Annotated in this window: 31 protein-coding genes; 10 read left to right on the top strand and 21 right to left on the bottom strand. The window is 72.4% G+C overall.

Features of this window, described 5'->3' with window-relative positions:
* The first annotated feature begins 171 nt into the window (after positions 1–171).
* From C1M51_RS12490 to C1M51_RS12510, 5 genes are all read left to right on the top strand, one after another.
* Positions 172–1248 carry an RluA family pseudouridine synthase gene (locus tag C1M51_RS12490; RefSeq protein ID WP_409072607.1) on the top strand — a complete coding sequence of 359 codons (1077 nt, stop codon included), beginning with the start codon at positions 172–174 and terminating at the stop codon, positions 1246–1248.
* Positions 1245–1913 carry an HAD family hydrolase gene (locus tag C1M51_RS12495; protein ID WP_129450195.1) on the top strand — a complete coding sequence of 223 codons (669 nt, stop codon included), beginning with the start codon at positions 1245–1247 and terminating at the stop codon, positions 1911–1913. Before C1M51_RS12490 ends, C1M51_RS12495 begins: the two co-directional genes overlap by 4 nt.
* Complete coding sequence (locus tag C1M51_RS12500; RefSeq protein WP_129450196.1) at positions 1906–2316, top strand: Rieske (2Fe-2S) protein; 411 nt, start codon at positions 1906–1908, stop codon at positions 2314–2316. The genes C1M51_RS12495 and C1M51_RS12500 overlap by 8 nt, the downstream gene beginning before the upstream one ends.
* A complete protein-coding gene (locus C1M51_RS12505) occupies positions 2313–3323 on the top strand; it encodes a S49 family peptidase (protein ID WP_129450198.1) in 1011 nt (336 codons plus the stop codon). Before C1M51_RS12500 ends, C1M51_RS12505 begins: the two co-directional genes overlap by 4 nt.
* Before the next feature lie 126 nt (positions 3324–3449).
* Complete coding sequence (locus tag C1M51_RS12510; protein WP_129450200.1) at positions 3450–6485, top strand: EAL domain-containing protein; 3036 nt, start codon at positions 3450–3452, stop codon at positions 6483–6485.
* A gap of 19 nt (positions 6486–6504) precedes the next feature.
* Here C1M51_RS12510 and lysM read toward each other — a convergent pair whose 3' ends face one another.
* From lysM to ureE, 4 genes are all read right to left on the bottom strand, one after another.
* Positions 6505–7008, bottom strand: a complete 504-nt coding sequence (gene lysM, locus C1M51_RS12515; RefSeq protein WP_129450202.1) for a peptidoglycan-binding protein LysM — start codon at positions 7006–7008, stop codon at positions 6505–6507.
* A 102-nt stretch (positions 7009–7110) separates the two neighbouring features.
* Entirely contained in the window at positions 7111–7770 is a 660-nt protein-coding gene (ureG, locus tag C1M51_RS12520; protein WP_129450204.1) for an urease accessory protein UreG, read from the bottom strand.
* 52 nt (positions 7771–7822) lie between these two features.
* Positions 7823–8536: an urease accessory protein UreF gene (locus tag C1M51_RS12525; RefSeq protein WP_129450205.1), complete on the bottom strand. Its 714-nt coding sequence runs from the start codon at positions 8534–8536 to the stop codon at positions 7823–7825.
* A 3-nt stretch (positions 8537–8539) separates the two neighbouring features.
* A complete protein-coding gene (ureE, locus tag C1M51_RS12530; RefSeq protein WP_129450207.1) occupies positions 8540–9181 on the bottom strand; it encodes an urease accessory protein UreE in 642 nt (213 codons plus the stop codon).
* A 143-nt stretch (positions 9182–9324) separates the two neighbouring features.
* On the opposite strand from ureE, the gene C1M51_RS12535 reads away from it, so the two are divergent.
* Entirely contained in the window at positions 9325–11262 is a 1938-nt protein-coding gene (locus tag C1M51_RS12535; RefSeq protein ID WP_165349683.1) for an AsmA family protein, read from the top strand.
* On the opposite strand, the gene ureC is transcribed toward C1M51_RS12535, so the two are convergent.
* From ureC to C1M51_RS12550, 3 genes are read right to left on the bottom strand one after another with little or no spacing between them, the layout of a single operon-like run.
* Entirely contained in the window at positions 11247–12974 is a 1728-nt protein-coding gene (gene ureC, locus C1M51_RS12540; RefSeq protein WP_129450210.1) for an urease subunit alpha, read from the bottom strand. The two genes, C1M51_RS12535 and ureC, sit on opposite strands and share 16 nt — an antisense overlap.
* A gap of 1 nt (position 12975) precedes the next feature.
* Complete coding sequence (locus tag C1M51_RS12545; protein ID WP_129450212.1) at positions 12976–13284, bottom strand: urease subunit beta; 309 nt, start codon at positions 13282–13284, stop codon at positions 12976–12978.
* Positions 13285–13294: 10 nt separating this feature from the next.
* The gene (locus C1M51_RS12550; protein WP_129450214.1) at positions 13295–13597 is read right to left on the bottom strand and encodes an urease subunit gamma; all 303 of its coding nucleotides are present in this window, start codon (positions 13595–13597) and stop codon (positions 13295–13297) included.
* Between the two features lie 97 nt (positions 13598–13694).
* On the opposite strand from C1M51_RS12550, the gene C1M51_RS12555 reads away from it, so the two are divergent.
* Both C1M51_RS12555 and C1M51_RS12560 read left to right on the top strand, forming a co-directional pair.
* Positions 13695–17213 (top strand): ATP-binding protein, encoded by a 3519-nt coding sequence (locus C1M51_RS12555; protein WP_129450216.1) that lies wholly within the window; start codon positions 13695–13697, stop codon positions 17211–17213.
* On the top strand, positions 17194–18195 hold the full coding sequence (locus C1M51_RS12560; RefSeq protein WP_409072608.1) for a response regulator: 1002 nt from the start codon (positions 17194–17196) through the stop codon (positions 18193–18195). Before C1M51_RS12555 ends, C1M51_RS12560 begins: the two co-directional genes overlap by 20 nt.
* Positions 18196–18212: 17 nt before the next feature.
* Here C1M51_RS12560 and C1M51_RS12565 read toward each other — a convergent pair whose 3' ends face one another.
* The 14 genes from C1M51_RS12565 to C1M51_RS12630 all read right to left on the bottom strand — a co-directional run bounded on the left by C1M51_RS12565 (position 18213) and on the right by C1M51_RS12630 (position 25653).
* Positions 18213–18479, bottom strand: coding sequence for a hypothetical protein (locus tag C1M51_RS12565; protein WP_129450218.1), 267 nt, complete (start codon positions 18477–18479; stop codon positions 18213–18215).
* A 31-nt stretch (positions 18480–18510) separates the two neighbouring features.
* Positions 18511–19269 (bottom strand): metallophosphoesterase, encoded by a 759-nt coding sequence (locus C1M51_RS12570; RefSeq protein WP_129450220.1) that lies wholly within the window; start codon positions 19267–19269, stop codon positions 18511–18513.
* Entirely contained in the window at positions 19266–19703 is a 438-nt protein-coding gene (locus tag C1M51_RS12575) for a VOC family protein (RefSeq protein ID WP_129450222.1), read from the bottom strand. Before C1M51_RS12575 ends, C1M51_RS12570 begins: the two co-directional genes overlap by 4 nt.
* 41 nt (positions 19704–19744) lie before the next feature.
* A complete protein-coding gene (locus tag C1M51_RS12580) occupies positions 19745–20347 on the bottom strand; it encodes a cysteine hydrolase family protein (protein WP_129450224.1) in 603 nt (200 codons plus the stop codon).
* 101 nt (positions 20348–20448) lie between these two features.
* Positions 20449–20847, bottom strand: a complete 399-nt coding sequence (locus C1M51_RS12585) for a DUF488 domain-containing protein (protein ID WP_129450226.1) — start codon at positions 20845–20847, stop codon at positions 20449–20451.
* 18 nt (positions 20848–20865) lie between these two features.
* Positions 20866–21555 (bottom strand): SDR family oxidoreductase, encoded by a 690-nt coding sequence (locus C1M51_RS12590; RefSeq protein WP_129450228.1) that lies wholly within the window; start codon positions 21553–21555, stop codon positions 20866–20868.
* A 28-nt stretch (positions 21556–21583) separates the two neighbouring features.
* Positions 21584–21988 carry a hypothetical protein gene (locus C1M51_RS12595; RefSeq protein ID WP_129450230.1) on the bottom strand — a complete coding sequence of 135 codons (405 nt, stop codon included), beginning with the start codon at positions 21986–21988 and terminating at the stop codon, positions 21584–21586.
* A 64-nt stretch (positions 21989–22052) separates the two neighbouring features.
* Positions 22053–22766 carry a GNAT family N-acetyltransferase gene (locus C1M51_RS12600; RefSeq protein ID WP_129450232.1) on the bottom strand — a complete coding sequence of 238 codons (714 nt, stop codon included), beginning with the start codon at positions 22764–22766 and terminating at the stop codon, positions 22053–22055.
* 13 nt (positions 22767–22779) lie between these two features.
* Entirely contained in the window at positions 22780–23400 is a 621-nt protein-coding gene (locus tag C1M51_RS12605) for a LysE family translocator (protein ID WP_129450234.1), read from the bottom strand.
* 33 nt (positions 23401–23433) lie between these two features.
* Complete coding sequence (locus C1M51_RS12610) at positions 23434–23931, bottom strand: hypothetical protein (protein ID WP_129450236.1); 498 nt, start codon at positions 23929–23931, stop codon at positions 23434–23436.
* Between the two features lie 62 nt (positions 23932–23993).
* A complete protein-coding gene (locus tag C1M51_RS12615) occupies positions 23994–24416 on the bottom strand; it encodes a hypothetical protein (protein WP_129450238.1) in 423 nt (140 codons plus the stop codon).
* 15 nt (positions 24417–24431) lie between these two features.
* On the bottom strand, positions 24432–25031 hold the full coding sequence (locus tag C1M51_RS12620) for an antibiotic biosynthesis monooxygenase (protein WP_165349684.1): 600 nt from the start codon (positions 25029–25031) through the stop codon (positions 24432–24434).
* A 43-nt stretch (positions 25032–25074) separates the two neighbouring features.
* Entirely contained in the window at positions 25075–25368 is a 294-nt protein-coding gene (locus C1M51_RS12625) for a hypothetical protein (protein ID WP_129450242.1), read from the bottom strand.
* A 66-nt stretch (positions 25369–25434) separates the two neighbouring features.
* Positions 25435–25653 carry a hypothetical protein gene (locus C1M51_RS12630; RefSeq protein ID WP_129450244.1) on the bottom strand — a complete coding sequence of 73 codons (219 nt, stop codon included), beginning with the start codon at positions 25651–25653 and terminating at the stop codon, positions 25435–25437.
* Positions 25654–25730: 77 nt separating this feature from the next.
* Here C1M51_RS12630 and C1M51_RS12635 point away from each other — a divergent pair, with 77 nt between their 5' ends.
* Positions 25731–26141 carry a DUF2946 domain-containing protein gene (locus tag C1M51_RS12635; RefSeq protein ID WP_129450245.1) on the top strand — a complete coding sequence of 137 codons (411 nt, stop codon included), beginning with the start codon at positions 25731–25733 and terminating at the stop codon, positions 26139–26141.
* Positions 26142–26276: 135 nt separating this feature from the next.
* Positions 26277–26753, top strand: coding sequence for a copper chaperone PCu(A)C (locus C1M51_RS12640; protein WP_129450247.1), 477 nt, complete (start codon positions 26277–26279; stop codon positions 26751–26753).
* The last annotated feature ends 8 nt before the right edge of the window (positions 26754–26761 follow it).

Consider the following 26761-nt stretch of genomic DNA (forward strand, 5'->3'; position numbering starts at 1 on the left):
GCTGGCTCTGCCGCCGCCTCGCGCCGCCTGCCGCTCACCTTGGGAGCCGGCCCGGCCGCTCGACGCGGCGTTGCATCACCGAATACCTGCCGCCGATCCGGCTGCAGGGCCCACGCCACGGCGAAGTGACCGCTAAACTCAAGCAAATCAATCACTTACGGCGCACACGTGGTGCAACGCATTATAGGAGGCAAAGCGGCCCCGGCGCGCAAGGCCTCGCGAGCCCCGGTGGCCACCCCGCACCCGGTCGCCAGCCCGGCCGCACGACCACCGCCGGCCCCCGCGGTGCGACACCTGACGGTCGGCGAAGACGGCGCCGGCCAGCGGCTCGACAACTACCTCGTCAAGACGCTCAAGGGCGTGCCGAAGACGCACGTCTACCGCATCATCCGCAGCGGCGAGGTGCGGGTGAACCGGGGCCGCGCCGCCGCCGACACGCGGCTCGCGGCCGGCGATGAACTGCGCCTGCCGCCGGTGCGGATGGCCACCCCGGCCGAGCGTGAGGCTGCGCCGCCGCGCGAGTTCCCGGTCGTTCACGAGGACGAGCACCTGCTGGTGATCGACAAGCCGGCCGGCGTGGCCGTGCACGGCGGCAGCGGCGTGAGCTTCGGCGTCATCGAGCAGCTGCGCCGGGCCCGGCCGCAGGCGAAGTTCCTGGAACTGGTGCACCGGCTCGACCGCGAGACCTCGGGCCTGCTGCTGCTCGCCAAGAAGCGCAGCGCACTCACGCGGTTGCAGGACCAGTTCCGCGCGCGCGAGACCGGCAAGACCTACGCCGCGCTGGTGCCCGGGGCCTGGCCGGCCCGGCACAAGGTGATCGACGCGCCGCTGCACAAGTACCTCGACGGTGCCGGCGAGCGCCGGGTGCGCGTCACCGGCGCGGACGACGAGGACGGCCAGCGCTCGATCACGCTGGTGCAGGTGGCCGCCACCTATGCCGGCTACACCCTGCTCGACGTGACCATCAAGACCGGCCGCACCCACCAGATCCGCGTGCACCTCGCGCACGCCGGCCACGCCATCGTCGGTGACGACAAGTACGGCGACTTCGCGCTGAACAAGGCCTTCGCCCGCGGCGAGGCCGTGCCGGGGGTGAAGTTCGACCGCATGTTCCTGCACGCGCGGCGGCTGCGCTTCGAGCACCCCGCGAGCGGCGAGACGATCGAGCTCGAGGCCGCCCTGCCGGCAGAATGCCGGCTCCTGCTGACTGCCCTGCCGCGCGCCGCGGCCCCACCGCCCCCTCCATGAGCGCATTTCGCCCCCGCCAGTTCGACCTCGTCGTGTTCGACTGGGACGGCACGCTGTACGACTCCACCGCGCTGATCGTCAAGTGCATCCAGGCCGCCGCCGCCGACCTCGGCACCGAGGTGCCGGGCGACACCCAGGCCGCCTACGTGATCGGCATGGGCCTGCAGGAGGCGCTGCAGCATGCCGTGCCCGGCCTGCCGCGCGAGCGCTACCCCGAGCTCGGCCAACGCTATCGCCACCACTACTTCGCGCGCCAGCACGAGCTCAGCCTGTTCGCCGGCGCGCTGGACATGCTGCACGCGCTGAAGGCGCGCCAGCACTGGCTGGGCGTGGCCACCGGCAAGTCGCGCCGCGGGCTCGACGAGGCGCTGCACACGGTGCAGCTCCAGGGTCTGTTCGATGCCACCCGCACCGCCGACGAGACCGCGTCCAAGCCGCATCCGCGCATGCTGCAGGAGCTTATGGCCGAGCTGGGCGTCGCGCCGGCCCGCACGCTGATGATCGGCGACACCACGCACGACCTCCAGCTCGCCGCCAACGCCGGCACGGCGAGCGTGGCCGTCAGCTTCGGGGCGCACGAGCCGGAGGCCTTCGAGACCTACGCGCCGCGCTTCGTGGCCCATTCGACGGCCGAGCTCGACCACTGGCTGCGCGCCCATGCCTGAGCCCGCCGACCCCGGTACCGGCGTGCCGCTGTGCGCCTCGTCCGACCTGGCCGAGGGCGGCCGGGCCGTGCTGTTCGACGTGCTCGAGCACGGCCAGCCGCTGCGCGCCTTCGTGCTGCGCGTCGACGGCCAGGTGGTGGCCTACCTGAACCGCTGCGCCCATGTGCCGGTCGAGATGGATTGGCAGGAAGGCGAGTTCCTGGACGGTGACCGCCGCTACATCGTCTGTTCGATCCACGGCGCCACCTACGAGCCGTCCGACGGCTACTGCATCGCCGGGCCCTGTGGCGGTGCGCGCCTCAAGGCCGTTCGCGTGGCGGAGCGCGACGGCCAGGTGAGTTGGTATCCTTCCGCGGACATCCGGCCCGCCTTCGGCGCCGCTTCCACACCGAGCAGTCCATGAGCAGTTTCGACGATCCCGCCGAGCCCACGCTGGGCCCCGCCACGCCGGCCCGCCCCGCGGCCGCCGCCGGCGGCCCCGCGCCCACCAGCGTCGACGGGCGCGTGATCGAGGAGTTCGCGCGCGACTTCCTGAAGGAGCGCCGCAGCGAGCGGCGCTGGCGCGCGTTGCGACGGCTCGCCTGGCTGGTGATCTTCGCGCTCATCGCCTGGGCCCTGATCACCCAGCAGCGCAATGCCGCCGTGCCGAGCGGGCCGCACACCGCGCTGATCGAGATCCGCGGCGAGATCGCCGCGGAGGCGCTGGCGAGTGCCGAGGGCATCAATGCCGCGCTGCGCACCGCCTTCGAGGACGCCGGCGCCCAGGCCGTGGTGCTGCGCATCAACTCGCCCGGTGGCAGCCCGGTGCAGGCCGGCCTGGTGACCGACGAGATCCGGCGCCTGAAGGGGCTGCACGCCGACAAGAAGCTCTATGCGGTGTGCGAGGAACTGTGTGCCTCGGCGGCCTACTACATCGCCGCGGTGGCCGACGAGATCTTCGTCGACAAGGCGTCCATCGTCGGCTCGATCGGCGTGCTGATGGACGGCTTCGGCTTCACCGGCACGATGGAGAAGCTCGGCGTCGAGCGCCGCCTCATCACCGCCGGCGACAACAAGGGCCTGCTCGACCCCTTCTCGCCGCTCAGCGAGGCCCACAAGGCCTATGCGCAGGCGATGGTCAACCAGATCCACCAGCAGTTCATCAAGGTGGTGAAGGACGGCCGCGGCGCCCGCCTGAAGGAAGCGCCCGAGACCTTCTCCGGCCTGTTCTGGAGCGGCGAGTCGGCGGTGCAGCAGGGCCTGGCCGACCGGCTCGGCAGCCTGGACTACGTGGCGCGCGAGGTGGTCAAGGCCGAAGAGGTGATCGACTACACGCCCAAGGAAAACGTGGCCGAGCGCCTGGCCAAGCGCTTCGGCGCTGCGGTTGGCGCCGGCGCGGCCAGGGCGCTCGCGGGTTCGTCGCTGCGCTGACGGCCGGAATTGCCGGCCTGTTCGGCGCTTCGACCGTCCGGCAAGTCTTCCAGAATCCTCCGAGGGTGGCGCTTGCCGCCCGTCCCCCCGCGCGTGCGCGGACGCAGCATCGACGGAGACCGGGCGGTGGCCCCGAGCAGGATGACGAACGACCCGATGGCCAGCGGCGGTTCTCCACCGACCCCGCGCGCGCAGCCCGAGCGTCCCGAGCGGCCGCTGGCGGCCTCGCTCGCGCTGCTTGCCGTCCTGCACTTCGTGTTCGCCTACGGCGCGATCCACCTGTCCCGTCAGCCGGGCAGCGTCGCCACGCTCTGGTATGCCAATGCGGTGGTCGCGGTCGTGCTGCTGTCGCGCCGGCGCGCCGAATGGCCGCTGCACCTGCTGGCGATGGCCGTGGCCAATGTCGCTGCCAACCTGTCTGCCGGGCACGCGCCCGGTCTGAGCCTGTCCTTCCTGCTGCCCAATCTGCTGGAGGCGGTGCTCGCGGCTGCGCTGCTGCGTCTGGCCGGACCGCCCGCACGCTGTGTCCAGCAGGTCGGAGCGTTGCTGTGGGCGCTGGTGCTGGGGGCCGTCGTGCCCAGCCTCGTCGGCGCCACGCTGGGAGCAGCGGTGCTGTCGTTGCAGTTCGACGCGCCCGTGGGCTCGCTGTGGTCGGCCTGGTTCGTCGGCACGGTCATCGGTGGCGTGTCGGTGCTGCCGCTGGGCCTGCTGCTGCTGGCGCGTGGCGGTCGGGCGGTGTGGGCGGCGCTGGCCCGGCCCGCGGTGGCCGCGGTGGTGCTGGTCGCGGTCGCGACCGCGGCCTCGGCCTCGGTGTTCTCGCATTTCCGCTACGTCTACGTGTCCGTCGCGCTGATGCTGGTGGCGGCCGTCGGGGGCTTCGCCGGCGCGGCCACCGGCGGCCTGCTGGCCTCGCTGTCGGTCGGCATCGTCATCGCGCTCGGCCTGTTCCAGCCCGGACCGGGCGAAGGCTGGCTGGAGACGGTGGCCTTCTACCTGCCGGTGGTGTTGACGCTGGTGCCGCCGCTGCTGCTGGCCGCCGCGATGGAGCGCAATCGCCAGCACGTGCACGAGATCGAGGACCGCGAGGCCCAGTTCCGCACGCTGTACGAGCGCACGCCGGTGATGATGCACTCGGTCGACGTCGAGCGCCGGCTGGTCGCGGTCAACGACGCCTGGCTGGCCCGCTTCGGCTACGAGCGCTCCGAGGTCCTCGGGCGCCGCTCCACCGAGTTCCTGACCGCCGAGTCTCGCGAGCGCGCGGAGCGGTCGATCATTCCGCGCTTCATGCGCGAGGGCGAACTGCGCGACATGGACTACCAGATGGTGACCAAGTCCGGCGAGGTGCTCGACGTGCAGCTCTCCGCCATCTGGGAGACCGACGCGCACGGGCAGCCGTTGCGCACGCTCGCCGTTCTGAAGGACGTGACCGAGCAGAAGCGTCTGGCGCTCGAGCTGGCGGCCGAGAAGGAGCGCATCGAGGTCACGCTGCACTCGATCGGCGACGGCGTGATCAGCACCGACGAAGCGGGGCGCATCACCTACCTCAATCCGGTGGCCGAGCAGATGGTCGGTTGCCTGCTCGCGCAGGCCCGGGGCCTGCCGTTCGCGCAGGTCGTCCAGCTGTTCGACCAGGAGAGCGGCACGCCGCTGCCGAGCCCGGTCGAGCAGTGCCTGCAGGACCGCGAGGTCTATGGCGTGCGGGAAAGCGCGGCGCTGCGGCACCGCTCCGGCCGCGACTACGGCGTGCAGATCTCGGCCGCACCGATCGCGGGGCGTGATGGACGGGTGCTCGGCGCGGTGATGGTGTTCCAGGACGTGACCGAGGCCCGCGGCCTGGCGCAGAAGATGTCCTACCTGGCCCATCACGACGGCCTCACCGGCCTGCCCAACCGTGTGCTGTTCCAGGACCGCGTGCACCAGGCCTGCCAGTCCGGACGCCGGCACGGCCGGCGCTTCGCGGTGATCTTCATGGACCTGGACCACTTCAAGCATGTCAACGATTCGCTGGGCCATGCGGTCGGCGACGAACTGCTGAAGGCGGTGGCGCAGCGGCTCACCGGCGCGCTGCGCGCCAGCGACACCATCTGCCGTCTCGGTGGCGACGAGTTCGTGGTGCTGCTGTCCGACCTCGACGACGTCGAGGTCGACGGCGTGGCCGAGGTCGCCAAGAAGGTCCTGCGGCAGGTGGCCCAGCCGTGCGTGCTGGGCGGCACCGAGGTCAACGTCGGCGCAAGCCTCGGCATCGCGCTGTTCCCGGGCGATGGCGAAGACCCCGACACACTGATGAAGCGTGCGGATGCGGCCATGTACCGGTCCAAGCGCGAAGGCCGCAACCGCTATCACTTCTTCTCGAAGGCGGTCGACGATGCCGCCTCGGCGCGGCTGCAGCTCGAGGCCGACATGCGCCGCGCGCTCGCGGCGGGCCAGTTCATCGTGCACTACCAGCCGGTGGTCCATGGCCGGACGCGCGATGCGGTCGCCGTCGAGGCCCTGTTGCGCTGGGACCGTGCGGGCCAGGGCCTGCAGAGCCCGGCCGTCTTCATCCCGGTGGCCGAGGAGAGCGGCCTGATCGTGCCGATGGGCCACTGGGTCCTGCGCCAGGCCTGCGAGCAGCTGCGGGCGTGGTCGGGCACCGCGCTCGGCGGCATCTCGGTCGCGGTCAACGTCTCGCCGGTGCAACTGGCCCAGGCCGACTTCGTCGACACCGTGGCCGACGTGCTGCAGGCCACCGGCGTCGACGGCAGGCGCCTCGAGTTCGAGATCACCGAGTCCACGCTGATGCAGGACCCCGAGGCCACGCTGGAGATGCTGCGCCGCCTCAAGGGCCTGGGGGTGCGGATCGCGATCGACGACTTCGGCACCGGCTATTCCAGCCTCGGCCACCTCAAGCGCTTTCCGGTCGACACGCTGAAGATCGACCGCACCTTCGTGCGCGACCTCGAGGCCGATGCCGACGACCGCGAACTGGTCCGCGCGATCCTCGCCATGGCGCGCAGCCTGCGGCTGCATGTGGTGGCCGAGGGCGTCGAGACCGAGGCCCAGGCCGCCATCCTGGCCGCGATGGAGTGCCCGGCCTTCCAGGGCTACCTGTTCGCCCGGCCCGCCGACGCCGCCGCGACGGCCGCGTGGCTGCAGGACCGCGCCGCGACCCTGGCGTCGTGACGCCGGGCGCGCGCCGGGCTCAGGGCTGCGGCGGGATGCGCAGCACCTGGCCCGGGTAGATCTTGTCCGGGTGCGTCAGCATCGGCTTGTTGGCCTCGAAGATCACCGGGTACTTGTTCGGCGTGCCGTAGTACTGCTTCGAGATCTTCGACAGGTTGTCACCCTTCACCACGGTGTAGTACTGCGCCTCGGGCGTGGGCGTCGCCACCGTGAGCTGGTCGTTCACCGCCACCACGTTCTCGACGTTGCCGCAGCACAGCAGCACCTTCTCCTTGGTGGCCTGGTCGGGCGCCTCGCCCGAGACCGTGACCGTCGCGCTGGCCCCGTCGAAGCCGACAGCCAGGCCGTCGACCTTCAGGCCCTGCGCCTGGATGTAGCTCACGATGGCGTCGCCGGCAGCCTTGTTCAGCCGCTCCAGGTTCTCAGGACTGGGGGCCTGCTTTGCGGCCTCCTGCGCTGCCTTGGCCTCGCCCTTGCCGAACAGCTTTTCTCCGGCTTCCTTGATGAAACTCATCAGGCCCATGGCGTTGTCCTTTCGTGGTGGATAGAGAAGAGGGAGTGCCGACTCTAAACCCGCGGCGGCTCGGCGCCGATGACAGACCGCCCACCCTCGCGGGGCAGGGGCTCAGGCCACGTGCAGCAGCCCGCGACGCTCGATGAAGCTCACCACCTCGGCCAGGCCGGCGCGGGTCTTCAGGTTGGTCATCACATAGGGCCGCGAACTCGCATGGGCCGGCCGCATGCGCTGCGTGTCGGCCTCCATGACGGCCAGGTCGGCGCCGACGTGCGGCGCGAGATCGGTCTTGTTGATGACGAACAGGTCGCTCTTCGTGATGCCGGGGCCGCCCTTGCGCGGGATCTTCTCGCCGGCGGCGACGTCGATCACGTAGATCGTCAGGTCGCTCAGCTCGGGGCTGAAGGTGGCCGCGAGGTTGTCGCCGCCGGACTCGATGAACACGATGTCGGCGTCCGGGAACTTCGCCAGCATGCGGTCCACCGCCTCGAGATTGATCGACGCATCCTCGCGGATCGCCGTGTGCGGGCAGCCGCCGGTCTCGACACCCATGATGCGTTCGGGCTCCAGCGCGCCCGACACCGTGAGCAGGCGCTGGTCTTCCTTGGTGTAGATGTCGTTGGTCACCACCACCAGGTCCCAGCGCTCGCGCATGCTCTTGCAGAGCATCTCCACCAGCGTGGTCTTGCCGGAGCCGACGGGGCCGCCGACGCCCACGCGCAGCGGGGGCAGCTTCTTGCTGCGGTGGGGGATCGAATGCAATGCGCTCATGGCGCTGATGATGCACGAAGCGCGCCACCGGCCACGCCGTGGCCCCGCTCGCTCAGGAGCGGAACAGCCGCGAGTACTGCGTCTCGTGGCGGGCCGACAGCACCGCGAGCATCGGCGTGAAGGCCATGCGTTCGCCGTCGCGCAGGAGGAGCGCTGTGTCCACGGTCTCGGGGATGGCCTCGACCAGCGCGCCGAGCATGCGCTGGCCGGCGCTCTGACCCAATGGCACCGCCTTGATCGCCGCCTGCACCATGTTCTCGGCCCAGCCGAAGGCGTAGGCCAGCGCCGCCTCGCGCAGGCTCGCGGGCGTGCCGGCCGCGGCCAGCGCGAACGCCACCGGATAGCTGGGCGCGGGCGGCAGCGCCAGCAGGCGCGCCAGGGCTGCCGCGTCGGTGCCGGGTCGCTGCTGCAGCCAGGCGCCGAGCGAGCGGCCCATCTGCTCGGTCTGCAGCCGCAGCTCGGCGCTCTCGCGGGTGGACAACAGCCAGTCGTTGAGTTCGCGCACGCGCTCGGCGTCGCCGCGCCGCCAGGCTGCCACGGCCTGGGCCACCACCGCCAGCTCGCCGCGCCCGAGGCCCAGCAGCAGCTGATCGAGCAGCCAGGCCTGTGCCGTGGCCTCGTCGTTCACCAGGCCGGCCTCGACCGCCGGCTCCAGGCCCTCGGAATAGCTGAAGCCGCCCACCGGCAAGGCCGGCGAGGCCAGCCACATCAGGGCCAGCAACGTGGCGGCGCCGGTCGGCGCGGCCGGACGGCGCACGCGCGGCATCGCTCAGTGGTGATGGCCGGAGCCGTGATCGTGGTCGTGCCCGCAGCCGGGGCCGTGCACATGGGGCGCCGGAGCGGCCGCGCTGACGGCCACGCCGATCGGCCGGCCGCGCGGCGCTGGCGCCGCGGCAGGACCGTGTCCATGTTCATGTCCATGATCGTGGCCGTGAGCAGACGCCGGACTGCTGCCGTGCTCGCCGTAGGCGCCGCTCTCGGGCTCGAACGGCGCCTGCGCCTCGCTGACGATCAGGTGCATGGCGCGCAGCATGTCGGCCAGCACATGGTCGGGCTCGAGCTGCAGGCGGTCGGGCTGCAGCTCCAGTGGCACGTGGCGGTTGCCCAGGTGATAGGCGGCGCGCAGCAGGTCGAAGGCCGAGCCGTGCTCGCTGCAATGCCGCACCACCAGCACCGGCTGCGGCGCCGCGATCACGCGGACCAGCGAGCCGTCCTCGGCCACCAGCACGTCGCCGCCGCGCACCACGCTGCCGCGCGGCAGGAACACGCCGAGCGCACGGCCCTGCGAGTCGGTGGCGTCGAAGCGGCTCTTCTGGCGCACGTCCCAGTCGAGTTCCACCGTGGCGGCGCGCTTCAGCAATGCGGGCGCGAGACCGGCACCGCGCGCGAGCAGTTTGTTGAGGGTCAGCATGGCGCGAGTATGCGCCTCGGCGGGTCGCGCCGTAGGCCGCGGACTACAGCCCGACCCGCCGCCGGCCGATGGCCGCGGCCGGCCCGGCGCGTCACGCTCGGACTTCGCGTTCCGCCCGCCGGACCGCGCCCCGCCGAGACCCCATGCCGACCCGTTTCCCGCCCCTGTTGCGCCGCCTGGCGATCGCGTTGCTCACGCTGGCGGTCGGGCTCGCGGTGGCGTGGGTCCTGCCCTGGAAGCTCAACCCGCTGCGCGGCTGGATCGGCGAGCGGGTGCAGGCGGCCACCGGACGCACGCTGGTGATCGACGGCGACCTGTGGTGGCGCTTCGGTCGCCACGGGCGGCTCACGGCCGAGGGCGTGCGGATCGGCAACCCGGCCTGGGCCGGGCGCGCCGATTTCCTGCAGGCGCGCCGCGTCGAGCTCGAGGTGGCGCTGTGGCCGCTGCTGCGCGGGCGCATCGTGCTGCCCCAGGTGCGCGCCGAGCAGCCCGACCTGTGGCTGGAGCGCGCGCCGGACGGCCGCCGCAGCTGGCGGCTGGAGCGCGCGCAGAACGACGGGAAGCGCACCCTGTACCTCGGCAGCGTGGCGCTGGACCGCGGCGTCGTCACCTATGCCGAAACCGCGCGGCGCGCCGAGCTGCGCTTCGCGGTGCAGACCCGGGTCGACGACGGGCGCCCGCGCCTGCAGGCGGAGGCCAGCGGGCGCTGGAACGACCTGCCGGTGCAGGCGCACGCTGAGGGCGACGAGGTGCTGCAGCTGCGCAACGACGACCGGCCCTATGCCTTCGAGCTCGACGGCCGCATCGGCAGCACCTCGATCGCCGCGAGCGGCAGCGTGCTGCGGCCGCGCGAGCCCGAGCGTGCCGACCTGCGCCTGAAGCTCGCCGGCGGCTCGCTCGGCGAGTGGCACCGCATCGCCGGCGTCGGGCTGCCCGACACGCCGCCCTACAAGACCGAAGGGCGGCTGCGCTTCGACGGCGTGCGCTGGACCTATGAAGACTTCAGCGCCGTCGTCGGCCGCAGCGACCTCGGCGGCCGCGTGGCCTACGAGCGCCGCGCGCCGCGGCCGCTGCTGAGCGGCGAGCTGGTGTCGAGCTCGCTCGACCTGGCTGACTTCGGCCCGGTGATCGGCCAGGCGCGCCGCAGCGGCGCCGGGCGAACGGGCGCGGCGGCCCCCGCAGCGGCCGACGGCGCGCGCCGCGTGCTGCCGCAGCAGCGCCTGGACGCCGACAAGTGGGGCACGCTCGATGCCGACGTGCACTTCGTCGGCCAGGAGGTGCGCAACCTCGGCCGCTTCCCGATCGGCAGGCTGGACTTCCGCGTGAAGATGGACGATCGCCGCCTCACGCTTTCGCCGCTGCTGCTGCAGCTCGGCGGCGGCCGGCTCGAAGGCGAGCTGCACCTCGACGGCCGCGCGCAACCGATGGCCGCCCGGCTCGACCTGAAGCTGCGCCGCCTGCAGCTCGACACGCTGCTGCCGCAGCTGCGCAGCACGAAGAGTGCGCTGGGCGCGATCAACGGTCGCCTCGCGCTCGCCGGCCAGGGCCCGTCGTTCGCCCGGATGCTGGGCAGCGCCGACGGCGAGGCCCAGCTCGCGATGGGGCGCGGGCAGGTCAGCAACCTGCTGCTCGAACTGCTGGACCTCGACGCCTACGAATCGCTGAAATTCCTGGTGCGCGGCGACCGCGCCGTCGAGGTGCGCTGCGCGCTGGTCGACGTCGGCTTCCAGCGCGGGCAGATGAGCACGCGCGCCGCGGTGTTCGACACCGTCGACACAGTGATCGAGGCGCGCGGCCGCGCCGACTTCGCCAACGAGCAGCTCGACCTGCGCGTGACGCCGACGGCCAAGGACCTGAGCCCCTTGAGCGCACGCGTGCCGTTCGACGTGAAGGGGCCGTTCGCGCAGCCGCAGGTCTCGCCCGACAAGGCGCGGCTGCTGGCGCGCGGCGGCGGCGCCCTCCTGCTCGGCCTGGTGAACCCGCTGGCCGCGCTCCTGCCGCTGATCGAGACCGGCCCCGGCGAGGACCGCGACTGCAGCGCGCTCACGGCGCGCGCGCAGCCGCCTCAGAACAGGAAGTAGCGCTGCGTCATCGGCAGCGCGGTGGCCGGCTCGCAGCTCAGCAGCTGGCCGTCGGCGCGCACCTGGTAGGTCTGGGCGTCGACCTCCATCTTCGGCAGATAGGCGTTGTGCACCATGTCGCCCTTGCGCACCGTGCGGCACTGCCGGGCCGCCGACAGCGGCTTGCGCAGGCCGTACACGCTGCCCACCTCCGAGGCCAGCGCCGCCTGGCTCACGAAGCTGAGCGAACCGCGCGCGAGCGCACCGCCGAAGGCACCGAACATCGGCCGGTAGTGCACCGGCTGCGGCGTCGGGATGCTGGCGTTGGCGTCGCCCATCAGCGCCGACGCGATGAAGCCGCCCTTCATCACCAGCGAGGGCTTCACGCCGAAGAAGGCGGGGCGCCAGAACACCAGGTCGGCCCACTTGCCGACCTCGATGCTGCCGACCTCGTGGCTGATGCCGTGCGCGATGGCCGGGTTGATCGTGTACTTGGCCACGTAGCGCTTGGCGCGCGCGTTGTCGTGGCGCTCCGGGTCGCCCGGCAGCTTGCCGCGCTGCAGCTTCATCTTGTGCGCGGTCTGCCAGCAGCGCAGCACCACCTCGCCGACGCGGCCCATGGCCTGCGAGTCGGAGCTGAACATGCTGATCGCGCCCAGGTCGTGCAGGATGTCCTCGGCCGCGATGGTCTCGCGGCGGATGCGGCTCTCGGCGAAGGCCAGGTCCTCGGCGATCGCCGCGTCGAGGTGGTGGCAGACCATCAGCATGTCGACGTGCTCGTCGAGCGTGTTGATGGTGTAGGGCATGGTCGGGTTGGTGGAGGAGGGCAGGAAGTTCGCCTCGCCCACCACGCGCAGGATGTCCGGCGCGTGGCCGCCGCCGGCGCCCTCGGTGTGGAAGGCGCACAGCGTGCGGCCCTTCGTCGCCGCGACGGTGTCCTCGACGAAGCCCGACTCGTTCAGCGTGTCGCTGTGGATCGCGACCTGCACGTCGCCCTCGTCGGCCACCGACAGGCAGCAGTCGATCGCCGACGGCGTGGTGCCCCAGTCCTCGTGCAGCTTCAGGCCGATCACGCCGGCCTCGACCTGCTGGCGCAGCGCCTCCGGGCGGCTCGCGTTGCCCTTGCCGAAGAAGCCCAGATTCATCGGGAAGGCGTCGGCCGCCCGCAGCATGTTGGCGATGTTCTCCGGCCCCGGCGTGCAGGTGGTCGCGAAGGTGCCGGTGGCCGGCCCGGTGCCGCCGCCGAGCATGGTGGTCACGCCGCTGGAGAGCGCCTCCTCGATCTGCTGCGGGCAGATGAAGTGGATGTGGCAGTCGATGCCGCCGGCCGTCACGATCATTCCCTCGCCGGCGATCACCTCGGTGCCCGGGCCGATGACGATGTCCACGCCCGGCTGCACGTCGGGGTTGCCGGCCTTGCCGATCGCGGCGATGCGCTGGCCGCGGAGGCCGATGTCGGCCTTGACGATGCCCCAGTGGTCGAGGATCAGCGCATTGGTCACCACGCAGTCCACCGCGTCGTACGGCCCGGGGCCGTTGGGCCGCTGGCTCTGGCCCATGCCGTCGCGGATGACCTTGCCGCCGCCGAACTTCACTTCCTCGCCATAGCCGCCGGCGCGCAGCGTGTAGTCGGCCTCGACCTCGATGACGAGTTCGGTGTCGGCGAGCCGCACGCGGTCGCCCACCGTCGGTCCGTACATCTCCGCATAGGCGCGGCGTCCGATCGTGGCCATGTCAGAGGCTCCCCTGCACGAGACCGCGGAAGCCGTAGACCTGGCGGTCGCCGGCGTAGTCGACCAGCTCGACGGTGCGCTGCTGGCCGGGCTCGAAGCGCACCGCGGTGCCCGAGGCGATGTTGAGCCGCATGCCCTGGGCGGCGGCGCGGTCGAAGCGCAGCGCGCCGTTGGTCTCGGCGAAGTGGTAGTGCGAGCCGACCTGGATCGGCCGGTCGCCGCCGTTCTCGATCACCAGCGTCAACGTGCGCCGCGCGGGGTTCAGCGCGTGGTCGGGGCCGTCGGCCGGCAGGAGTTCTCCGGGGATCATGACGGCCACCTCATGCAATGGGTTGGTGCACGGTCACCAATTTGGTGCCGTCGGGGAAGGTCGCCTCGACCTGGATGTCGGGGATCATTTCGGGCACGCCGTCCATCACGTCGGCGCGGGTCAGCACCTGCTGGCCGGCGCTCATCAGCTGGGCCACGCTCTGCCCGTCGCGGGCGCCTTCCAGGATCGCGGCGCTGATCAGGGCCACCGCCTCCGGGTGGTTGAGCTTCAGGCCCCGGGCCCGGCGCCGTTCGGCCAGCAGCGCGGCGGTGAAGATCAGCAGCTTGTCTTTCTCGCGGGGCGTCAGGTCCATGGCGGGGCGCTGTGAGCAGGATGGATGCCATGCTAGTGCACCGGCGCCCGGGCCGGCTGGTGCGGTTCTTGATCGGTGAGGTACAACCCTGCTGCCCATGCCGCCCCACCCCGCCGCCCTGCCGCCTGCTGCCGACACGCCGCCCGCCGCCCCGGTGCAGCGCGTGATCAAGCTGCGCCGCGACTACAACAGCTGGGTCGCGCGCGAGACCATGGAGGACTACGCGCTGCGCTTCACGCCGCGCGCGTTCCGCAAGTGGTCGGCCTGGCGGGTGGCCAACACCGCCATCGGCGGCGCCGCGTCCTTCCTGGTGCTGGAGGCGGTGGGTGCCACGCTGCTGGTCCAGCACGGCTTCGTCAACGCGGCGCTCGCGATCCTGGTGACCGGGCTGGTGATCTTCCTGGCCGGGCTGCCGGTCAGCGTCTACGCGGCGCGCCACGGCGTCGACATGGACTTGCTGACGCGCGGCGCCGGCTTCGGCTACATCGGCTCCACGCTCACCTCGCTGATCTACGCCAGCTTCACCTTCATCTTCTTCGCGCTCGAGGCGGCGGTGATGGCCTATGCGCTGGAGCTCGCCTTCGACATCCCGCCGGCCTGGGGCTACCTGATCTGCGCGGTGGTCGTCATCCCGCTGGTGACCCACGGCGTCACCGCCATCAGCCGGCTGCAGGTCTGGACCCAGCCGCTGTGGCTGGCGATGCTGGTCGCGCCCTACGTCTACGTGTTCATGGAGAACCCGGGCGTCGTCGACGGCCTGTTCGCGTACGGCGGCGAGAAGGGGGTGGCCGGCTTCTCGTGGCTGCACTTCGGGGCGGCTACCACGGTGGGCATCGCACTGATCACGCAGATGGGCGAGCAGGCCGACTACCTGCGCTTCATGCCGGAGAAGCGCGCCGGCCAGCGCGGCCGCTGGTGGCTGGGCGTGCTGGTCGGCGGGCCGGGCTGGGTGCTGCCGGGCGTGCTGAAGATGCTGGGCGGCACGCTGCTGGCGTGGCTGGCCATCAGCCACATGGTGCCGCTGGACCGCGCGGTCGATCCCAACCAGATGTACCTCGCGGCCTACGAGCACGTGTTCCCGCACTACGGCCTGGCGGTCGCGGCGACCGCGCTGTTCGTGGTGATCTCGCAGCTCAAGATCAACGTCACCAACGCCTACGCCGGCTCGCTGGCCTGGAGCAACTTCTTCGCGCGCCTCACCCACAGCCACCCGGGCCGCGTGGTGTGGATGGTGTTCAACACCGCGATCGCGCTGATGCTGATGGAGCTCAATGTCTTCCAGGCCATCGGCAGCGTGCTCGGCCTGTACAGCAATGTCGCGATCGCGTGGATGATGGCGGTGGTGGCCGACCTGGTGGTCAACAAGCCGCTGGGCCTGAGCCCGCCCGGCATCGAGTTCCGCCGCGCCCACCTCTACGACGTCAACCCGGTCGGCGTCGGCGCGATGGGCATCGCCTCGCTGCTGTCGATCACCGCGCACATCGGCCTGTTCGGCCCGATGGCGCAGGCCTGGTCGGCGGCCATCGCGATGGTCACCGCCTTCACCGCTGCGCCGTTGATCGCCTGGGCCACGAAGGGCCGCTACTACATCGCCCGCCAGCCCGAGCCGCTGGCGGCCGGCGACGACGGCCGCTACCCGCGCCTCAGCCGCTGCTGCATCTGCGAGCGCGAGTACGAGCGCGACGACATCGCCTCCTGCCCGGCCTACGGCGGGCCGATCTGCTCGCTGTGCTGCACGCTCGACGCGCGCTGCGGCGACCTGTGCAAGCCGCCCGAGGCCAAGCTCGCCGCGCAGTGGTCGGCCGCGCTGCGACGCCTGCTGCCGCGCGCGGTGTGGCCCTACATCGACACCGGCCTGGGCCACTACCTGCTGCTGATGCTCACCGTGGTGCCGCTGCTCGGCGGGCTGTTCGCGCTGCTCTACCACCAGGAGCTGCGCACGCTGGCCGCCAGCGGCGCGCCGCTCGCGCCGGCGGTGGCCGGTGCGCTGCAGCTGGGCTTCGTGAAGGCCTTCGCCGCGCTGCTGCTGATCGCCGGGACCGTGGCCTGGTGGCTGGTGCTCACGCACAAGAGCCGCGAGGTCGCGCAGGAGGAGTCCAACCGCCAGACCGCCGCGCTGCGCACCGAGATCGAGTCGCACCGCCGCACCGACGCGCAGCTGCAGGAGGCCAAGCTGCAGGCCGAGCGCGCCATGCACCAGGCCGAGCAGGCCAACCGCGCCAAGAGCCGCTACATCACCGCCATCAGCCACGAGCTGCGCACGCCGCTCAACAGCATCCTCGGCTATGCGCAGCTGCTGGAGGAGGACGAGGCGATGCCGCCGCACCGCGCGCAGGCGGTGCGCGTGATCCGCCGCGGCGGCGACCACCTCGCCAGCCTGATCGAGGACACGCTGGACCTGGCGCGCATCGAGAGCGGCAAGCTCGCGCTCGAGGTGCGGCCGCTGCGGCTGTGCGAGGCGGTGCAGGAGCTCGCGCGCATGTTCGAGCTGCAGGCGCGCGCCAAGGGCCTGGTGTTCCGCCACGAGATCGAGGGCCCGGACGTGGTGCGCGCCGACGAGAAGCGGCTGCGCCAGATCCTCATCAACCTGCTCGGCAATGCGGTGAAGTTCACCGCGCAGGGCGAGGTGGTGTTTCGCATGCGCTATGCGCGCGAGATCGCGCACTTCGAGATCGAGGACTCGGGCCCCGGCATGACGCCCGACGAGCTGGCGCGCGTGTTCGAACCCTTCGAACGCGGCGGCGCGCTGGCCGGCGGCGGGCACGGCACCGGCACCGGCATCGGCCTCACCATCGCGAAGATGCTGACCGACCTGATGGGCGGCGAGATGACGGTGCGCAGCACGCCCGGCCGCGGCACCGCTTTCGCGATCCGGCTGTTCCTGCCGCAGGCCAGCGAGGCGACGGTGGCGCCCGCGGTGCGCGTGGCGCGCCGCATCGGCTATGCCGGCGCGCGCCGCAGCGTGCTGGTGGTCGACAACGAGGAGGCCGACCGCGGCCTGCTCGCCACGGTGCTGGAGCCGCTGGGTTTCACGGTGCGCCAGGCGGCCTCCGGCGAGGCGGCCCTGCGCCTGCTGCGCACCGGCCCGCCGCCCGACGCCATCCTGATGGATCTGGCCATGCCGGGGCTGGACGGCTGGGCCACGATCCGCCAGCTGCGCGAGGAAGGCCTGTGCGAGGCGCCGGTGGCCATCGTCTCGGCCAATGCCTTCGACCGCGGGCTCGACAACGACGTCGGCGTCACGCCGGCCGACTTCTTCGTGAAGCCGGTGCGCGTGGCCGACCTGCTGCAGTGGCTGGGCCAGCGTCTGGCGCTCGAATGGATCGATGCGCCACCGCGCCATGCCGCGGCGTCCGGCCCGCCGGCGCCCGCCACGCCGGCCGGTCCGCTGCCGGTCGCCGCGCTGGCGCGCCGTGCCGCGCTCGACGAACTGGCGCGGCTGGGCTACCTGCGCGGCCTGCTCGGCGAGCTGAGCGCGATCGAGGCCGAGGACCCGGCCGCCGCGGCCTGGACGGGCCCGGTGCGCGAGCTGGCCCAGCAGTTCCGCTTCGACGCCATCCGTGCGCTGCTGAATCCCCGAGACGAGGAACCCGAAGATGCTGCCGCGGCCGCCTGACTCTCCCGCCGACCCCAACGTGCTGCGCGGGCCGGAGCGCATGCGCCTGGGCGAGAACAGCGACGTGGTGCTGATCGTCGACGACGTGCCGGACAACGTCTCGGTGCTGCACGATGCGCTCGACGAGTCCGGCTACACCGTGCTGGTCGCCACCAGCGGCGAGGCCGCGCTGGAGCGCGCTGCCCACGCGCGGCCCGACGTGGTGCTGCTCGACGCGCTGATGCCCGGCATGGACGGCTTCGAGGTGGCGCGCCGGCTCAAGCGCGACGCCGCCACCGCGCACATCCCCATCGTCTTCATGACCGGCCTGGCCGAGACCGAACACGTGGAGGCGGCGTTCGAGGCCGGCGGCGTGGACTACGTGACCAAGCCGATCCGCCCGCGCGAGGTCATCGCGCGCATCGCCGCCCATGTGCGCGGCGCGCGCCAGGCGCGCCAGGCGCGCAGCGCGCTCGACGCCTTCGGCCACGCCGTCATCACCGTGCGCGCCGGCGACGGCCGCGTGCTGTGGCAGACGCCGCTGGCGCGCGAGCTGCTGCAGGCGCTGGACGCCACGCGCGAGGCCGGCACCCGCGGCCCGGTGCTCAGCGAGACCCTGCTCGACTGGATGCAGGCGCAGGCGGTGCTGGCGGCCACCGAGCAGGCCGGCTACCCCATCGTGCTGGCGCGCGACGGCCGCCGCGTGAGCTTCGCGCTGCACGAGGCGACCGGCGAGGACGAGTGGCTGCTGGTGCTGACCGAGTCGAACGACCGCGCCAGCATCGAGGGCCTGGCGGTCGCGTTCCGGCTCACCGGCCGCGAGGCCGAGGTGCTGCACTGGGTGGCCCAGGGCAAGACCAATCGCGACATCGGCGACATCCTCGGCACCAGCCCGCGCACCGTGCACAAGCACCTGGAGCACGTGTTCGCCAAGCTCGGCGTCGAGACGCGCACCGCCGCCGCGGCGATGGCGCTCGGCAAGCTCAAGCGCGGCGCTGCCTGAGGTGCCGCGGCCGGGCCTCAGGCGAGATCGTCGTCGGAGAGCGACCTGAACAGGCGGCCCGCCTGCGCCGCCAGCGTGAGCAGTCCGCACACCAGCACCACGGCGCTGCGCTGCGAGGGCCGCATCCCCGAGTCCCACCAGTAGCTGAAGCCGCCCGCCAGCGTGAACAGGCTGCCGAGCACGAGGAAGCCCATGAACAGCAGCCAGCTCACCCACGGCGCCGGGCGCCAGAACAGCAGGTGGCCCCAGGCGGCCAGCGCCACCAGCACGGCGAAGGTCTTCATCGCGACGCGACCTCGTCAGCGGGACGGCCGTTCATGGCAGGCGGCCCCAGCGCAGCGCATGCGCCCATTCGGGCCGCTCGCGCCGTTCCGCCAGCACCGCCATCGCCTCGTGGTCGTAGGGCACGGCCAGCAGCTCGCCCGACCAGCGGCCGTCGGCGCCGCGCTCGGCGATCGCGTAGCGCGCATCCGGCGCGCCGTTCTCGACGGCGTGCGGCCAGGGCTGCGCATCGCCGTAGGCCGGCAGGCCCACGCTGCCGGGGTTGAGCAGCAGCTGGCCGCGCCGGCTGCGCAGCAGGCGCGGCGTGTGGGTGTGCCCGCAGCACACCAGCGCCGCACGCACCTTGCCCAGGCGCGCCGCCACCTCGTCGGCCGTCGCGGCACGCAGTCCCTGCGGCGTCACGGTCTCGAAGAAGTAGACGTCGTCGTGCGCCGGCGTGCCGTGGCACAGGAAGGCGTCGTCGTCGGCCAGCGCGTGCCGGTGCGTCAGCGTGCGCAGCCAGTCGAGTTCGGCCGTGCCCAGCATCGCATGCGCATAGGCGTCCGAGGGCTCGCGTGGCAGCGCGCCGCCGCCGAGCACGTAGCGCTCGTGGTTGCCGGCCAACTGCAGCCAGTCCTGCGCCATCAGGAAGCGCGCCGTCTCGCGCGGCAGCAGCGGCCCGGACAGGCTGTCGCCGAGGTTGACCGTGCGGTCCACGCTGCGGCGCCCGATGTCGGCCACCACCGCCTCGAGCGCGGCGAGGTTGCCGTGGATGTCGGAGACGAAGGCGATGCGCAGCGCTGGGGTCGTCATGCGCTTGTCGTTCCGGTGCCTGGCGCGGTCTGGCCGCGGCAGACGACGGCGAGCTTGTGGCCGTCGGGGTCGCGCACGTAGGCCGCGTAGAAGTCGGCGTTGTACTGCGGCCGCAGGCCCGGGGCGCCCTCCGAGCGGCCACCGTGCGCCAGTGCCGCGGCGTGGAAGGCGTCCACCTCGGCCCAGCTGCGAGCCTGCAACGCCACCATCGTGCCGTTGCCCACCGTGGCGGGCTGGCCGTCGTAGGGCTCGCACAGCCACAGCGCGATCTCCTTCGCGCCGTGATCCTGGTAGGTGCCCCAGCCGATCCAGCCGTCCCAGTCGGGCTCGTCGCGGGTGTCGCAGCGCTGCAGACCCAGCGTGGTCATCGTCGCGTCGTAGAAGCGCGCAGCGCGGGGCAGATCAGCGCTGCCGAGGCAGACGTAGGTGAACACCGTGAGGCCCTCCTTTCGGTGCCGCGACGCCCCGCGCGGACTCAGCTGCCGAGGTCGGCCACCGAGTCCACCACCGCCGCGTACAGGTCGCGCGTGGACGCCAGCGCGCCGTCGTGCACCTCGCGCGCCGTCAGCACCTTGCCGTTCGGCCCCTGCAGCGCGCGCGTCGCGGTGGCGCTGGCCACCACCGTCGGCGCGTAGCCGAGGTTGAAGCCGCCGTGCGCGGTGGAGTTGATGCACATGTGCGTCATGAAGCCGGCCAGCACGATCTGCTGGAGGCCCAGCGCCTTGAGTCGCTCGTCGAGGTCGGTCTGCACGAAGGCGTTGGGGTAATGCTTGGTGATGACCGGCTCGCCGGCGATCGGTGCCACCTCGGCCGAGATGGCGCCGATCTCGGCCCGCACGTCGTAGGGCGAGCCGGCGCCGGCGTCGTGCTGGATATGGAAGATCGGCATCCTGCGCGCGCGGGCGATCTCCAGCAGCTTGCGCGCCTCGAGCAGCGCCTCTTCCACGCCGGTCAGCTGCATCACGCCCTGCCGGTAGGTGTTCTGGCAGTCGATCATGATCAGCGCGGCCTCGCCCAGCGCGGCCGGGCGGTGGCCGAGGCCGGCGAGATCTCTCAGGGTGGTGGACGCGGTGGTCATGCAGGTCTCCTGGTGATGCCTGGCGGGGCTGCCGGCGCGCGGCCATTACACCAAAGTCGCGATGGCCTGAGGCGCGGCGGGCGCTCGACGGGCGGGTGGGCTCAGCCTGTGTCGTCGTGCAGCGCGGCGCCATGTTCCGCGAGCAGCGCGCGCAGCACCGAGCGGTGGCAGCGCGCCTCGTGCTCGCAGTAGCAGCCGACCGAGAAATCGCTGTGCCGCGACAGCGCGGCGAGCAGCTCGATCGCCTGCCGCGCCTCGGGCGCCGCCATCTCGCTGCGGTAGCGGCGGGCGAACGCGGCCCACTGGGCAGCCGTCGTGGCGGCCTGCCCGAGCTTCACCGTGTCGGCACTGGGCGCCAGCGTCGGGAACCACACGTCGTACCAGTTGCCCGATGCGAACTCGCTGCGCGGCACGCCGCGCGGCGGGCGCCGCACGGTGCCGATGCGCAGGCCCTCGCCCGCGCCGCGCGGGCTGCCCAGTTTCACCACACGGACCGCCATGCCGCGCTCCTCAGGGCCTCAGCGCGGCACCCAGCCGCCGCACACCGGGAACACCTGGCCCACGAAGCAGTCGGCCGGCTCGCTGCACAGGTACGCGGCGAACTCGGCGTCCTCGCGCGCGCCGACCAGGCGGCCCAGCGGCACCTCGCGCTTCAGGCGCTCCTGGAAGCGCGGGTCGGCCTGCACCTCGGGCGGGAAGTAGGTCGGGTTGTCGACGAAGTTCTGCGCGATCGCGTTCACCCGCACGCCGTGCTGCGCCACCTCGATACCGACCGCCTGCACGTAGGCCAGCTGCGCGCCGCGCGCGGCGCTGTAGGTCGAGCTGTTCTTCATGCCGCGCAGCGCCGCGGCGCTGCCCATCAGCACCACCCGGCCCGCGCGCCGCGCGATCATCTGCGGCAGCACCGCGCGCAGCAGCCGCGGCAGCGGGTCGACCAGCGCGCCGAACACCGCCGCCCACTCGGCATCGGACGACGCCACCGCGCTGGTGCGCGGCGCCGGGATCGCCAGGTTGAGCACCAGCAGGTCCACCACGCCGGCCGCGGCCACCACCCGCGCCGGCGCGTCGGCGTCGGCCAGCGGCGAGGTGTCGGCGATCACGTCTGCGCCATACCCGGCGAACACCTCGCACAGCGCGGGCCCCATGAAGGCATCGGCCTGGGTGATCAGTGCGCGCCGTCCGCTCAGGGTCAGAGGGCTTCCTGTCATGCGTCGGTCCTTTCGGTCACGGTGTCGGTCAGCGGCGCGGTTGGTGCATCACGCGCTGCGTCTCGGCCCACAGCGCCTGGCACTGGTGCTCGAGCGGGCTCGAGGCCGCCGGCGCCACGCCCTGCGCCTCGGCGGTCTTCACGCGCCGCAGTTCGCCCTGGTAGGCGGCGCTGCGGCGTGCTGCGGCGAGCTGGCGGCGGCGCGCGTCGTCGAGCTGCAGCCGGCGCAGGCTGAGGTAGGCGTCGTCGCGGTGGCCGCGCATCGCGGGCAGGCGGGCCTCGCACTTGGCATAGCCGAGATCGAAGCGCGCCATCGCCTGCGGGTCGAGCGCCATCGACTGCGCCGCGGCGGGCAGCGGCGCCGCGGCCGCCAGCACGGTGCAGGCGGTGGCCAGGGCCCGGGCGCCAGGGAAGGGAAGCAGGAGGAGTCGCACGCGGGGGTCCTTTGCGGAGCGGGGAGGGTGGGCGGGCATCGGCGGTGGTTGCGTGCGGCCCGGCTCAGGCACCGGCGCGCGCCAGCACCCGCACCACCACCTCGCGGCGGAGCCGGAAGCCCAGGCGCTCGTAGACGCGGCTGGCGGCGCGGTTGTCGTGCATCACGTGCAGGAAGGGCTGCTCGCCGCGCGCGAGCTGCTGCCGCAGCAGCCGTGCCATCAGGCGGTGGGCGAGGCCGTGGCCGCGGTCGTCGGGATGCGTGCACACGCCGCTGATCTCGCGGAAGCCGCCGGCGCCCATGCGCTCGCCGGCCATGGCGCGCAGCCGCTCGCCGTCGAGGCAGCCGTAGTACACGCCGAGCTCCACGGTGCGCGGGCCGAACGGCCCCGGCTGCGTCAGCCCCACCAGCGCCAGCATGCGCGGCACGTGCGCGGCACCCAGCCGCGCGGTGCCTGGCGGCAGCGCCGGCTCGGGCGGCTCGTCGGCGTCGGCCGGCGGCGGCGCCGGGCCGTCCCACACCATCTGGTGCAGGGTGGACTCGGCCTCGATGCGCCAACCGGCCGGCGCCGGCCCGGACCAGCCGGCGCAGTACACGGGCTCACCGCTGGCGCAGTGCGGCGCCAGCGCGGTGAAGTCGGGGCGCTGCAGGTCGGCGAACCCAACGATCGGCGAGAAGCCCGGCGCATAGCGCCGCGCCGTGTCGCCGCCGACCGACCAGTGCGACTGCGGCCCGGACAGCGTGTGCCAGGTGATGTTGTCCAGCAGGCCGGCGTTCATGGCGCGGTGCGGCTCAGCGCGACTCCGACACCGCGAGGTTCGCGCCCAGCCCGGCGAAGCAGCCGGCGAAGCCGCGGCGCAGCCAGTCCTGCACCCGCGGTGACTCGAGCACCACGCCGCGGAAGGCGTCGGCCAGCAGCCCGTAGACGACGAACACCGCGAAGGTCATCGCCATGAACACGCCGCTGAGCACCAGCATCTGCGCCAGCGGCGAAGCGGCGTCCACTGCCACGAACTGCGGCAGGAAGGCCAGGAAGAAGATCGTGAGCTTGGGGTTCAGCGTGTTCAGCAGGGCGGCCCGCGTGACCAGGCTGCGCATCGGCAGCGGTGCAGCGGCGTCCCGGTCAACGGCGAACGCCCCGCGGTCGCGCCAGGTGGCCCAGGCCAGGTAGAACAGGTAGGCGACCCCGGCGAACTTGAGCGCCTGGAAGGCGAGCGCGCTGGTGTGCATCACCGCCGACAGCCCCAGCATCGAGGCCAGCAGGTGCGGCACGATGCCCGCGGTGCAGCCCAGCGACGCGTAGACGCTGGCGCGCCGGCCCTGCGCGAGCCCGGTGGACACGGTGAACACGACCCCGGTGCCGGGGATCAGCACGACGATGAGCGAGGTGACGAGGAATTGCAGCGTGATCAAGCGTCGGTCTCCTGGGCGGGGTCTTGTTCGTCGTCAGCCGGGGCAATGCTTGTCGCCGGGCGCGCGGCGGTAGAGCGTGAATTCGGCCTGCGTGTCGAGGTCGCGGTAGCGGTGGGTGAGCGCATCGATCGCAACGATGTCGGTGCAGTAGCGCTGGCCCGGGCGCAGCCAGAAGTTCTCGCTCGCGGCGGTGACGGTGTAGCACATGCGGGCGCCGCTGATGTCGACCCGGCCGGCGCCGTGGAAGGGGCGCGGGTCGTCCTCGGTGCGACCGCAGGCCTCGAAGCGGCCATCGGCATGGAACTCGTCCCACGCCCAGCAACTGCGCCCGCCGTCCTCGGAGTTGCACCACAGGCCCAGCAGGGCGCGGTGCAGCGGGGCGTCCTGTGCCGCCGACGGCAGCGGGCACAGCGGCAGGAACATCGACAACAGCAGCAGTTGCCACCGCACCATCGCCCGCCCCCGCGTCGGCACGCGGAACCCTGGCGCGGAGCGCTGCCACAGCGCAGCGGACGGTCGGATCGGCTTCATCGGAGGGTGGCGTTGTAGAACATGGCCGCTGTCCGGGGCAAGTGCCGGCCGCCGGCTGGCCCTCAGCGGGCCGGCCTGCCGCCACCGCGCAGACGCGCGGCCAGCAGCGGTGCGAACAGCGTGAAGACCAGCACGGCCGGCCAGAGGTTGCCGTCGCGGAAGCGGTACGCGGCGAACAGCTCGGGCCAGGACCTGCCCTGCACCACGCGGCCGAAGCCGAACTCGAAGACCAGCGTGAGCAGCAGCCAGAGCAGGCCCATGCCGAGCCACTGCGTGCGGTCCAGCGGGCCCAGGCGCGGGATGCAGGCGAGCGCCACCGCCAGGATGCACGCACACAGCAGCAGCCCGCTCAGCACCAGCGCGGCCGGCAGGCCGAGGCGGGGCACGAGCATCAGTTCGCGCAGCCCGCCGTTCAAGAAGGCCAGCGCCAGGATCGCCAGCCAGGCGAGCAGGGCGCCGCGCAGCGGCAGGCGGCGCGCGGGCATCCGGCCGCCCCGTCCTCAGGCGAACAGCCAGCGCCGCAGCAGCCGGGTGTAGCGCGGCATCACCACCCAGACCATCAGGCTGACCACGATGCCGGTCACCGCCAGCATCGTCAGCGGCGGGTGGCCCGCCAGGCCCAGTGCGTTCAGTACCGGCGCGACGAGCAGCGGCACCCCCAGCACCAGCGGGTAGATCGCCGACCACGTGACCAGCGCCTGCTTCCAGCGCACCGGCAACTGGGCCTTCGCGCCGGCCGGCGTGAACCAGAAGTCCAGCCCGCTGCGGATGAAGAAGTCGTCGCCGCTCTCCAGCAGCGGGGACACCGCCTCGATCAGGCGCCTGCGGTCGGCCGAGGCCATCCAGGCCTTCAGGTGTTCGCAGGTGTCGAAACGGATGATCACCGTGAACGTTTCGGTGAGTCCGGGGATGGGGCGGATGACGTGCCAGTCCAGGTGACCCGGCGCGGCCCGGCTCAGCGGGGCGATCTCGGCCATCCAGCGCTCGTAGTCGGCCTGGCGGTCGTGGCGCACGCGATGGCTGATGACGGCGGTGGCGCCGGTGTCGTCGCGGGCGCCGGTGTCGGCATCGGGACAGGCAGGCGGGGTGTCGCGGCTCATGGCAGGTGGGCGTGGCATCGGTGGAAGGGTGGGCGGCCGGCGCTCAGGCCTTGGGCGCCAGCAGGAACGCGAGCCCCAGCGCGGCCATGCTCGCACCCAGCGCCCAGCGTGTGGTGGGCGACTCGCGCGCCAAGCGGCCGCGGGCGAGGCCCATGCACACCAGCCCCGCGATCAGCGGCGACAGGCCCAGCAGCCACAGCGACACGCCGCTGAAAAGAAACTGCCGCGGCGGCTCCCGCGTGGGCAGCGCGACCCCGCCGCCGAACAGCACGACGAGGCCCAGCGCGGCCAGCGCGGCGCCGAACAGGTAGGTGATCAGCAGGGTGGGGCGCAGCATGGTGCGGATGATGCCGTCACCGAAGGCAGAACGGTACCGGAGACACCGTGGACCCGTCGCCCGCCCTCAGCGCCCGCGCCGGACCTGGAAGGCGCCGAGTCCCATCAGGGCGACCGCCGGCCAGAAGCTGAAGAAGAACAACAGCCCGGGCCCGATGGGGTTGGGGTTCGGGTCGGGCCACAGGCCCACTGCCGCGAGCAGCACGATGGCGAGCAGCGGGCTCCAGCCCAGCACGGCCAGCCAGAAGCCGATGCGGAACCAGCGGTTGGCGAGGTAGGCGCGCATCGATCGTTCACGTCGGCATGACTTGCATCATGACGCGCAGTATCGGGCGGCGCGCCCTCCGTGCCTACAATCCCCCGATGACCATCGGCCGCCGGCTTCGAGCCCTCACGCTGTGGATCGCGTGCTGCGCGATCCTGCTGGGCGGACTCGCGCCGACGCTGTCGCATGCGTTCGCCGCCGACGTTCCCGAGGGCTGGGTCGAGGTCTGCAGCGTCACCGGCTCGAAGCTGGTTCGTGTCGATACCGGCGACGCGCTGAGTCCGGATGCCGCGGACCCGTCGGACCCGGACGGGTCGCGCGCTCATGCGCTCGAGCATTGCCCCTACTGCTCCACGCACACGGCCGTGCCGGGACTGCCGCCCGCCGCCCTGGCCGACCTGATCCTCGACGCGCGGGAGCACCGCGTTCCCGCGCTGTTCCTGGCGGCGCCGCGGACCCTGTTCGCCTGGGCCATCGCCCAGTCCCGCGCTCCCCCACTGAAGACCTGAACGTCGAACACCGGCAACACGGCGCGTGAGCGTCGTGTGCCGGCCTCGCCTTCGTTCACCTGCCCGTGGTCGGCCCGACCGCACGCGGCGCGCAATAACGCACTTCAACAATCCAACCGATCGAAAGGATCTGCCATGCATGTCAAACCCTCCATCGCCGCCGCGCTGTTGTGCGGTGCCCTGGCCACCGCCGCGTCGGCCCAGGTCGCCATCCAGGACGCCTGGGTTCGCGCGACGGTGCCGCAGCAGAAGGCCACGGGTGCCTTCATGCAGCTCACCGCGGCGCAGGACAGCCGGTTGGTGTCGGTCCACTCGACCGTCGCGGCGCTGGTCGAACTGCACGAGATGACCATCCAGGACGGCGTGATGAAGATGCGCGAGATCCCGGGTCTGGCCCTGCCGGCAGGCAAGGCCGTCGACCTGAAGCCCGGCAGCTATCACGTCATGCTGATGAACCTCAAGCAGCAGATGAAGGCCGGTGACAGCGTGCCGCTCACGCTGGTGTTCGAGGACAAGACCGGCAAGCGCGACACCGTGGAGGTCAAGGCGGAAGTGAGGGCGCTCGGGACCCAGCCCGCGAAGCAGGACGGGCACGGCGACCACAAGCATTGAGCCTGGGG

It is taken from the genome of Methylibium sp. Pch-M, assembly GCF_004136295.1.
Taxonomy (GTDB): Bacteria; Pseudomonadota; Gammaproteobacteria; order Burkholderiales; family Burkholderiaceae_C; genus Methylibium; species Methylibium petroleiphilum.

What these genes read in the sequence shown, in the direction of transcription:
- ureE (WP_129450207.1), bottom strand. Translation starts at nt 9,181, where the DNA reads ATGCTGACCCTCAACAAACTGCTCGCGCGCGGTGCCGGTCTCGCGCCC.
- C1M51_RS12640 (WP_129450247.1), top strand. Translation starts at nt 26,277, where the DNA reads ATGCATGTCAAACCCTCCATCGCCGCCGCGCTGTTGTGCGGTGCCCTG.
- C1M51_RS12555 (WP_129450216.1), top strand. Translation starts at nt 13,695, where the DNA reads ATGCCGCCCCACCCCGCCGCCCTGCCGCCTGCTGCCGACACGCCGCCC.
- C1M51_RS12535 (WP_165349683.1), top strand. Translation starts at nt 9,325, where the DNA reads ATGCCGACCCGTTTCCCGCCCCTGTTGCGCCGCCTGGCGATCGCGTTG.
- C1M51_RS12580 (WP_129450224.1), bottom strand. Translation starts at nt 20,347, where the DNA reads ATGACCACCGCGTCCACCACCCTGAGAGATCTCGCCGGCCTCGGCCAC.
- C1M51_RS12505 (WP_129450198.1), top strand. Translation starts at nt 2,313, where the DNA reads ATGAGCAGTTTCGACGATCCCGCCGAGCCCACGCTGGGCCCCGCCACG.
- ureC (WP_129450210.1), bottom strand. Translation starts at nt 12,974, where the DNA reads ATGGCCACGATCGGACGCCGCGCCTATGCGGAGATGTACGGACCGACG.
- C1M51_RS12625 (WP_129450242.1), bottom strand. Translation starts at nt 25,368, where the DNA reads ATGCTGCGCCCCACCCTGCTGATCACCTACCTGTTCGGCGCCGCGCTG.
- C1M51_RS12610 (WP_129450236.1), bottom strand. Translation starts at nt 23,931, where the DNA reads ATGAAGCCGATCCGACCGTCCGCTGCGCTGTGGCAGCGCTCCGCGCCA.
- C1M51_RS12570 (WP_129450220.1), bottom strand. Translation starts at nt 19,269, where the DNA reads ATGACGACCCCAGCGCTGCGCATCGCCTTCGTCTCCGACATCCACGGC.
- C1M51_RS12585 (WP_129450226.1), bottom strand. Translation starts at nt 20,847, where the DNA reads ATGGCGGTCCGTGTGGTGAAACTGGGCAGCCCGCGCGGCGCGGGCGAG.
- C1M51_RS12495 (WP_129450195.1), top strand. Translation starts at nt 1,245, where the DNA reads ATGAGCGCATTTCGCCCCCGCCAGTTCGACCTCGTCGTGTTCGACTGG.
- ureG (WP_129450204.1), bottom strand. Translation starts at nt 7,770, where the DNA reads ATGAGCGCATTGCATTCGATCCCCCACCGCAGCAAGAAGCTGCCCCCG.
- C1M51_RS12630 (WP_129450244.1), bottom strand. Translation starts at nt 25,653, where the DNA reads ATGCGCGCCTACCTCGCCAACCGCTGGTTCCGCATCGGCTTCTGGCTG.
- C1M51_RS12500 (WP_129450196.1), top strand. Translation starts at nt 1,906, where the DNA reads ATGCCTGAGCCCGCCGACCCCGGTACCGGCGTGCCGCTGTGCGCCTCG.
- C1M51_RS12565 (WP_129450218.1), bottom strand. Translation starts at nt 18,479, where the DNA reads ATGAAGACCTTCGCCGTGCTGGTGGCGCTGGCCGCCTGGGGCCACCTG.
- C1M51_RS12560 (WP_409072608.1), top strand. Translation starts at nt 17,194, where the DNA reads ATGCTGCCGCGGCCGCCTGACTCTCCCGCCGACCCCAACGTGCTGCGC.
- C1M51_RS12635 (WP_129450245.1), top strand. Translation starts at nt 25,731, where the DNA reads ATGACCATCGGCCGCCGGCTTCGAGCCCTCACGCTGTGGATCGCGTGC.
- C1M51_RS12600 (WP_129450232.1), bottom strand. Translation starts at nt 22,766, where the DNA reads ATGAACGCCGGCCTGCTGGACAACATCACCTGGCACACGCTGTCCGGG.
- C1M51_RS12620 (WP_165349684.1), bottom strand. Translation starts at nt 25,031, where the DNA reads ATGAGCCGCGACACCCCGCCTGCCTGTCCCGATGCCGACACCGGCGCC.
- C1M51_RS12525 (WP_129450205.1), bottom strand. Translation starts at nt 8,536, where the DNA reads ATGCCGCGCGTGCGCCGTCCGGCCGCGCCGACCGGCGCCGCCACGTTG.
- C1M51_RS12590 (WP_129450228.1), bottom strand. Translation starts at nt 21,555, where the DNA reads ATGACAGGAAGCCCTCTGACCCTGAGCGGACGGCGCGCACTGATCACC.
- C1M51_RS12550 (WP_129450214.1), bottom strand. Translation starts at nt 13,597, where the DNA reads ATGGACCTGACGCCCCGCGAGAAAGACAAGCTGCTGATCTTCACCGCC.
- lysM (WP_129450202.1), bottom strand. Translation starts at nt 7,008, where the DNA reads ATGGGCCTGATGAGTTTCATCAAGGAAGCCGGAGAAAAGCTGTTCGGC.
- C1M51_RS12615 (WP_129450238.1), bottom strand. Translation starts at nt 24,416, where the DNA reads ATGCCCGCGCGCCGCCTGCCGCTGCGCGGCGCCCTGCTCGCCTGGCTG.
- C1M51_RS12545 (WP_129450212.1), bottom strand. Translation starts at nt 13,284, where the DNA reads ATGATCCCCGGAGAACTCCTGCCGGCCGACGGCCCCGACCACGCGCTG.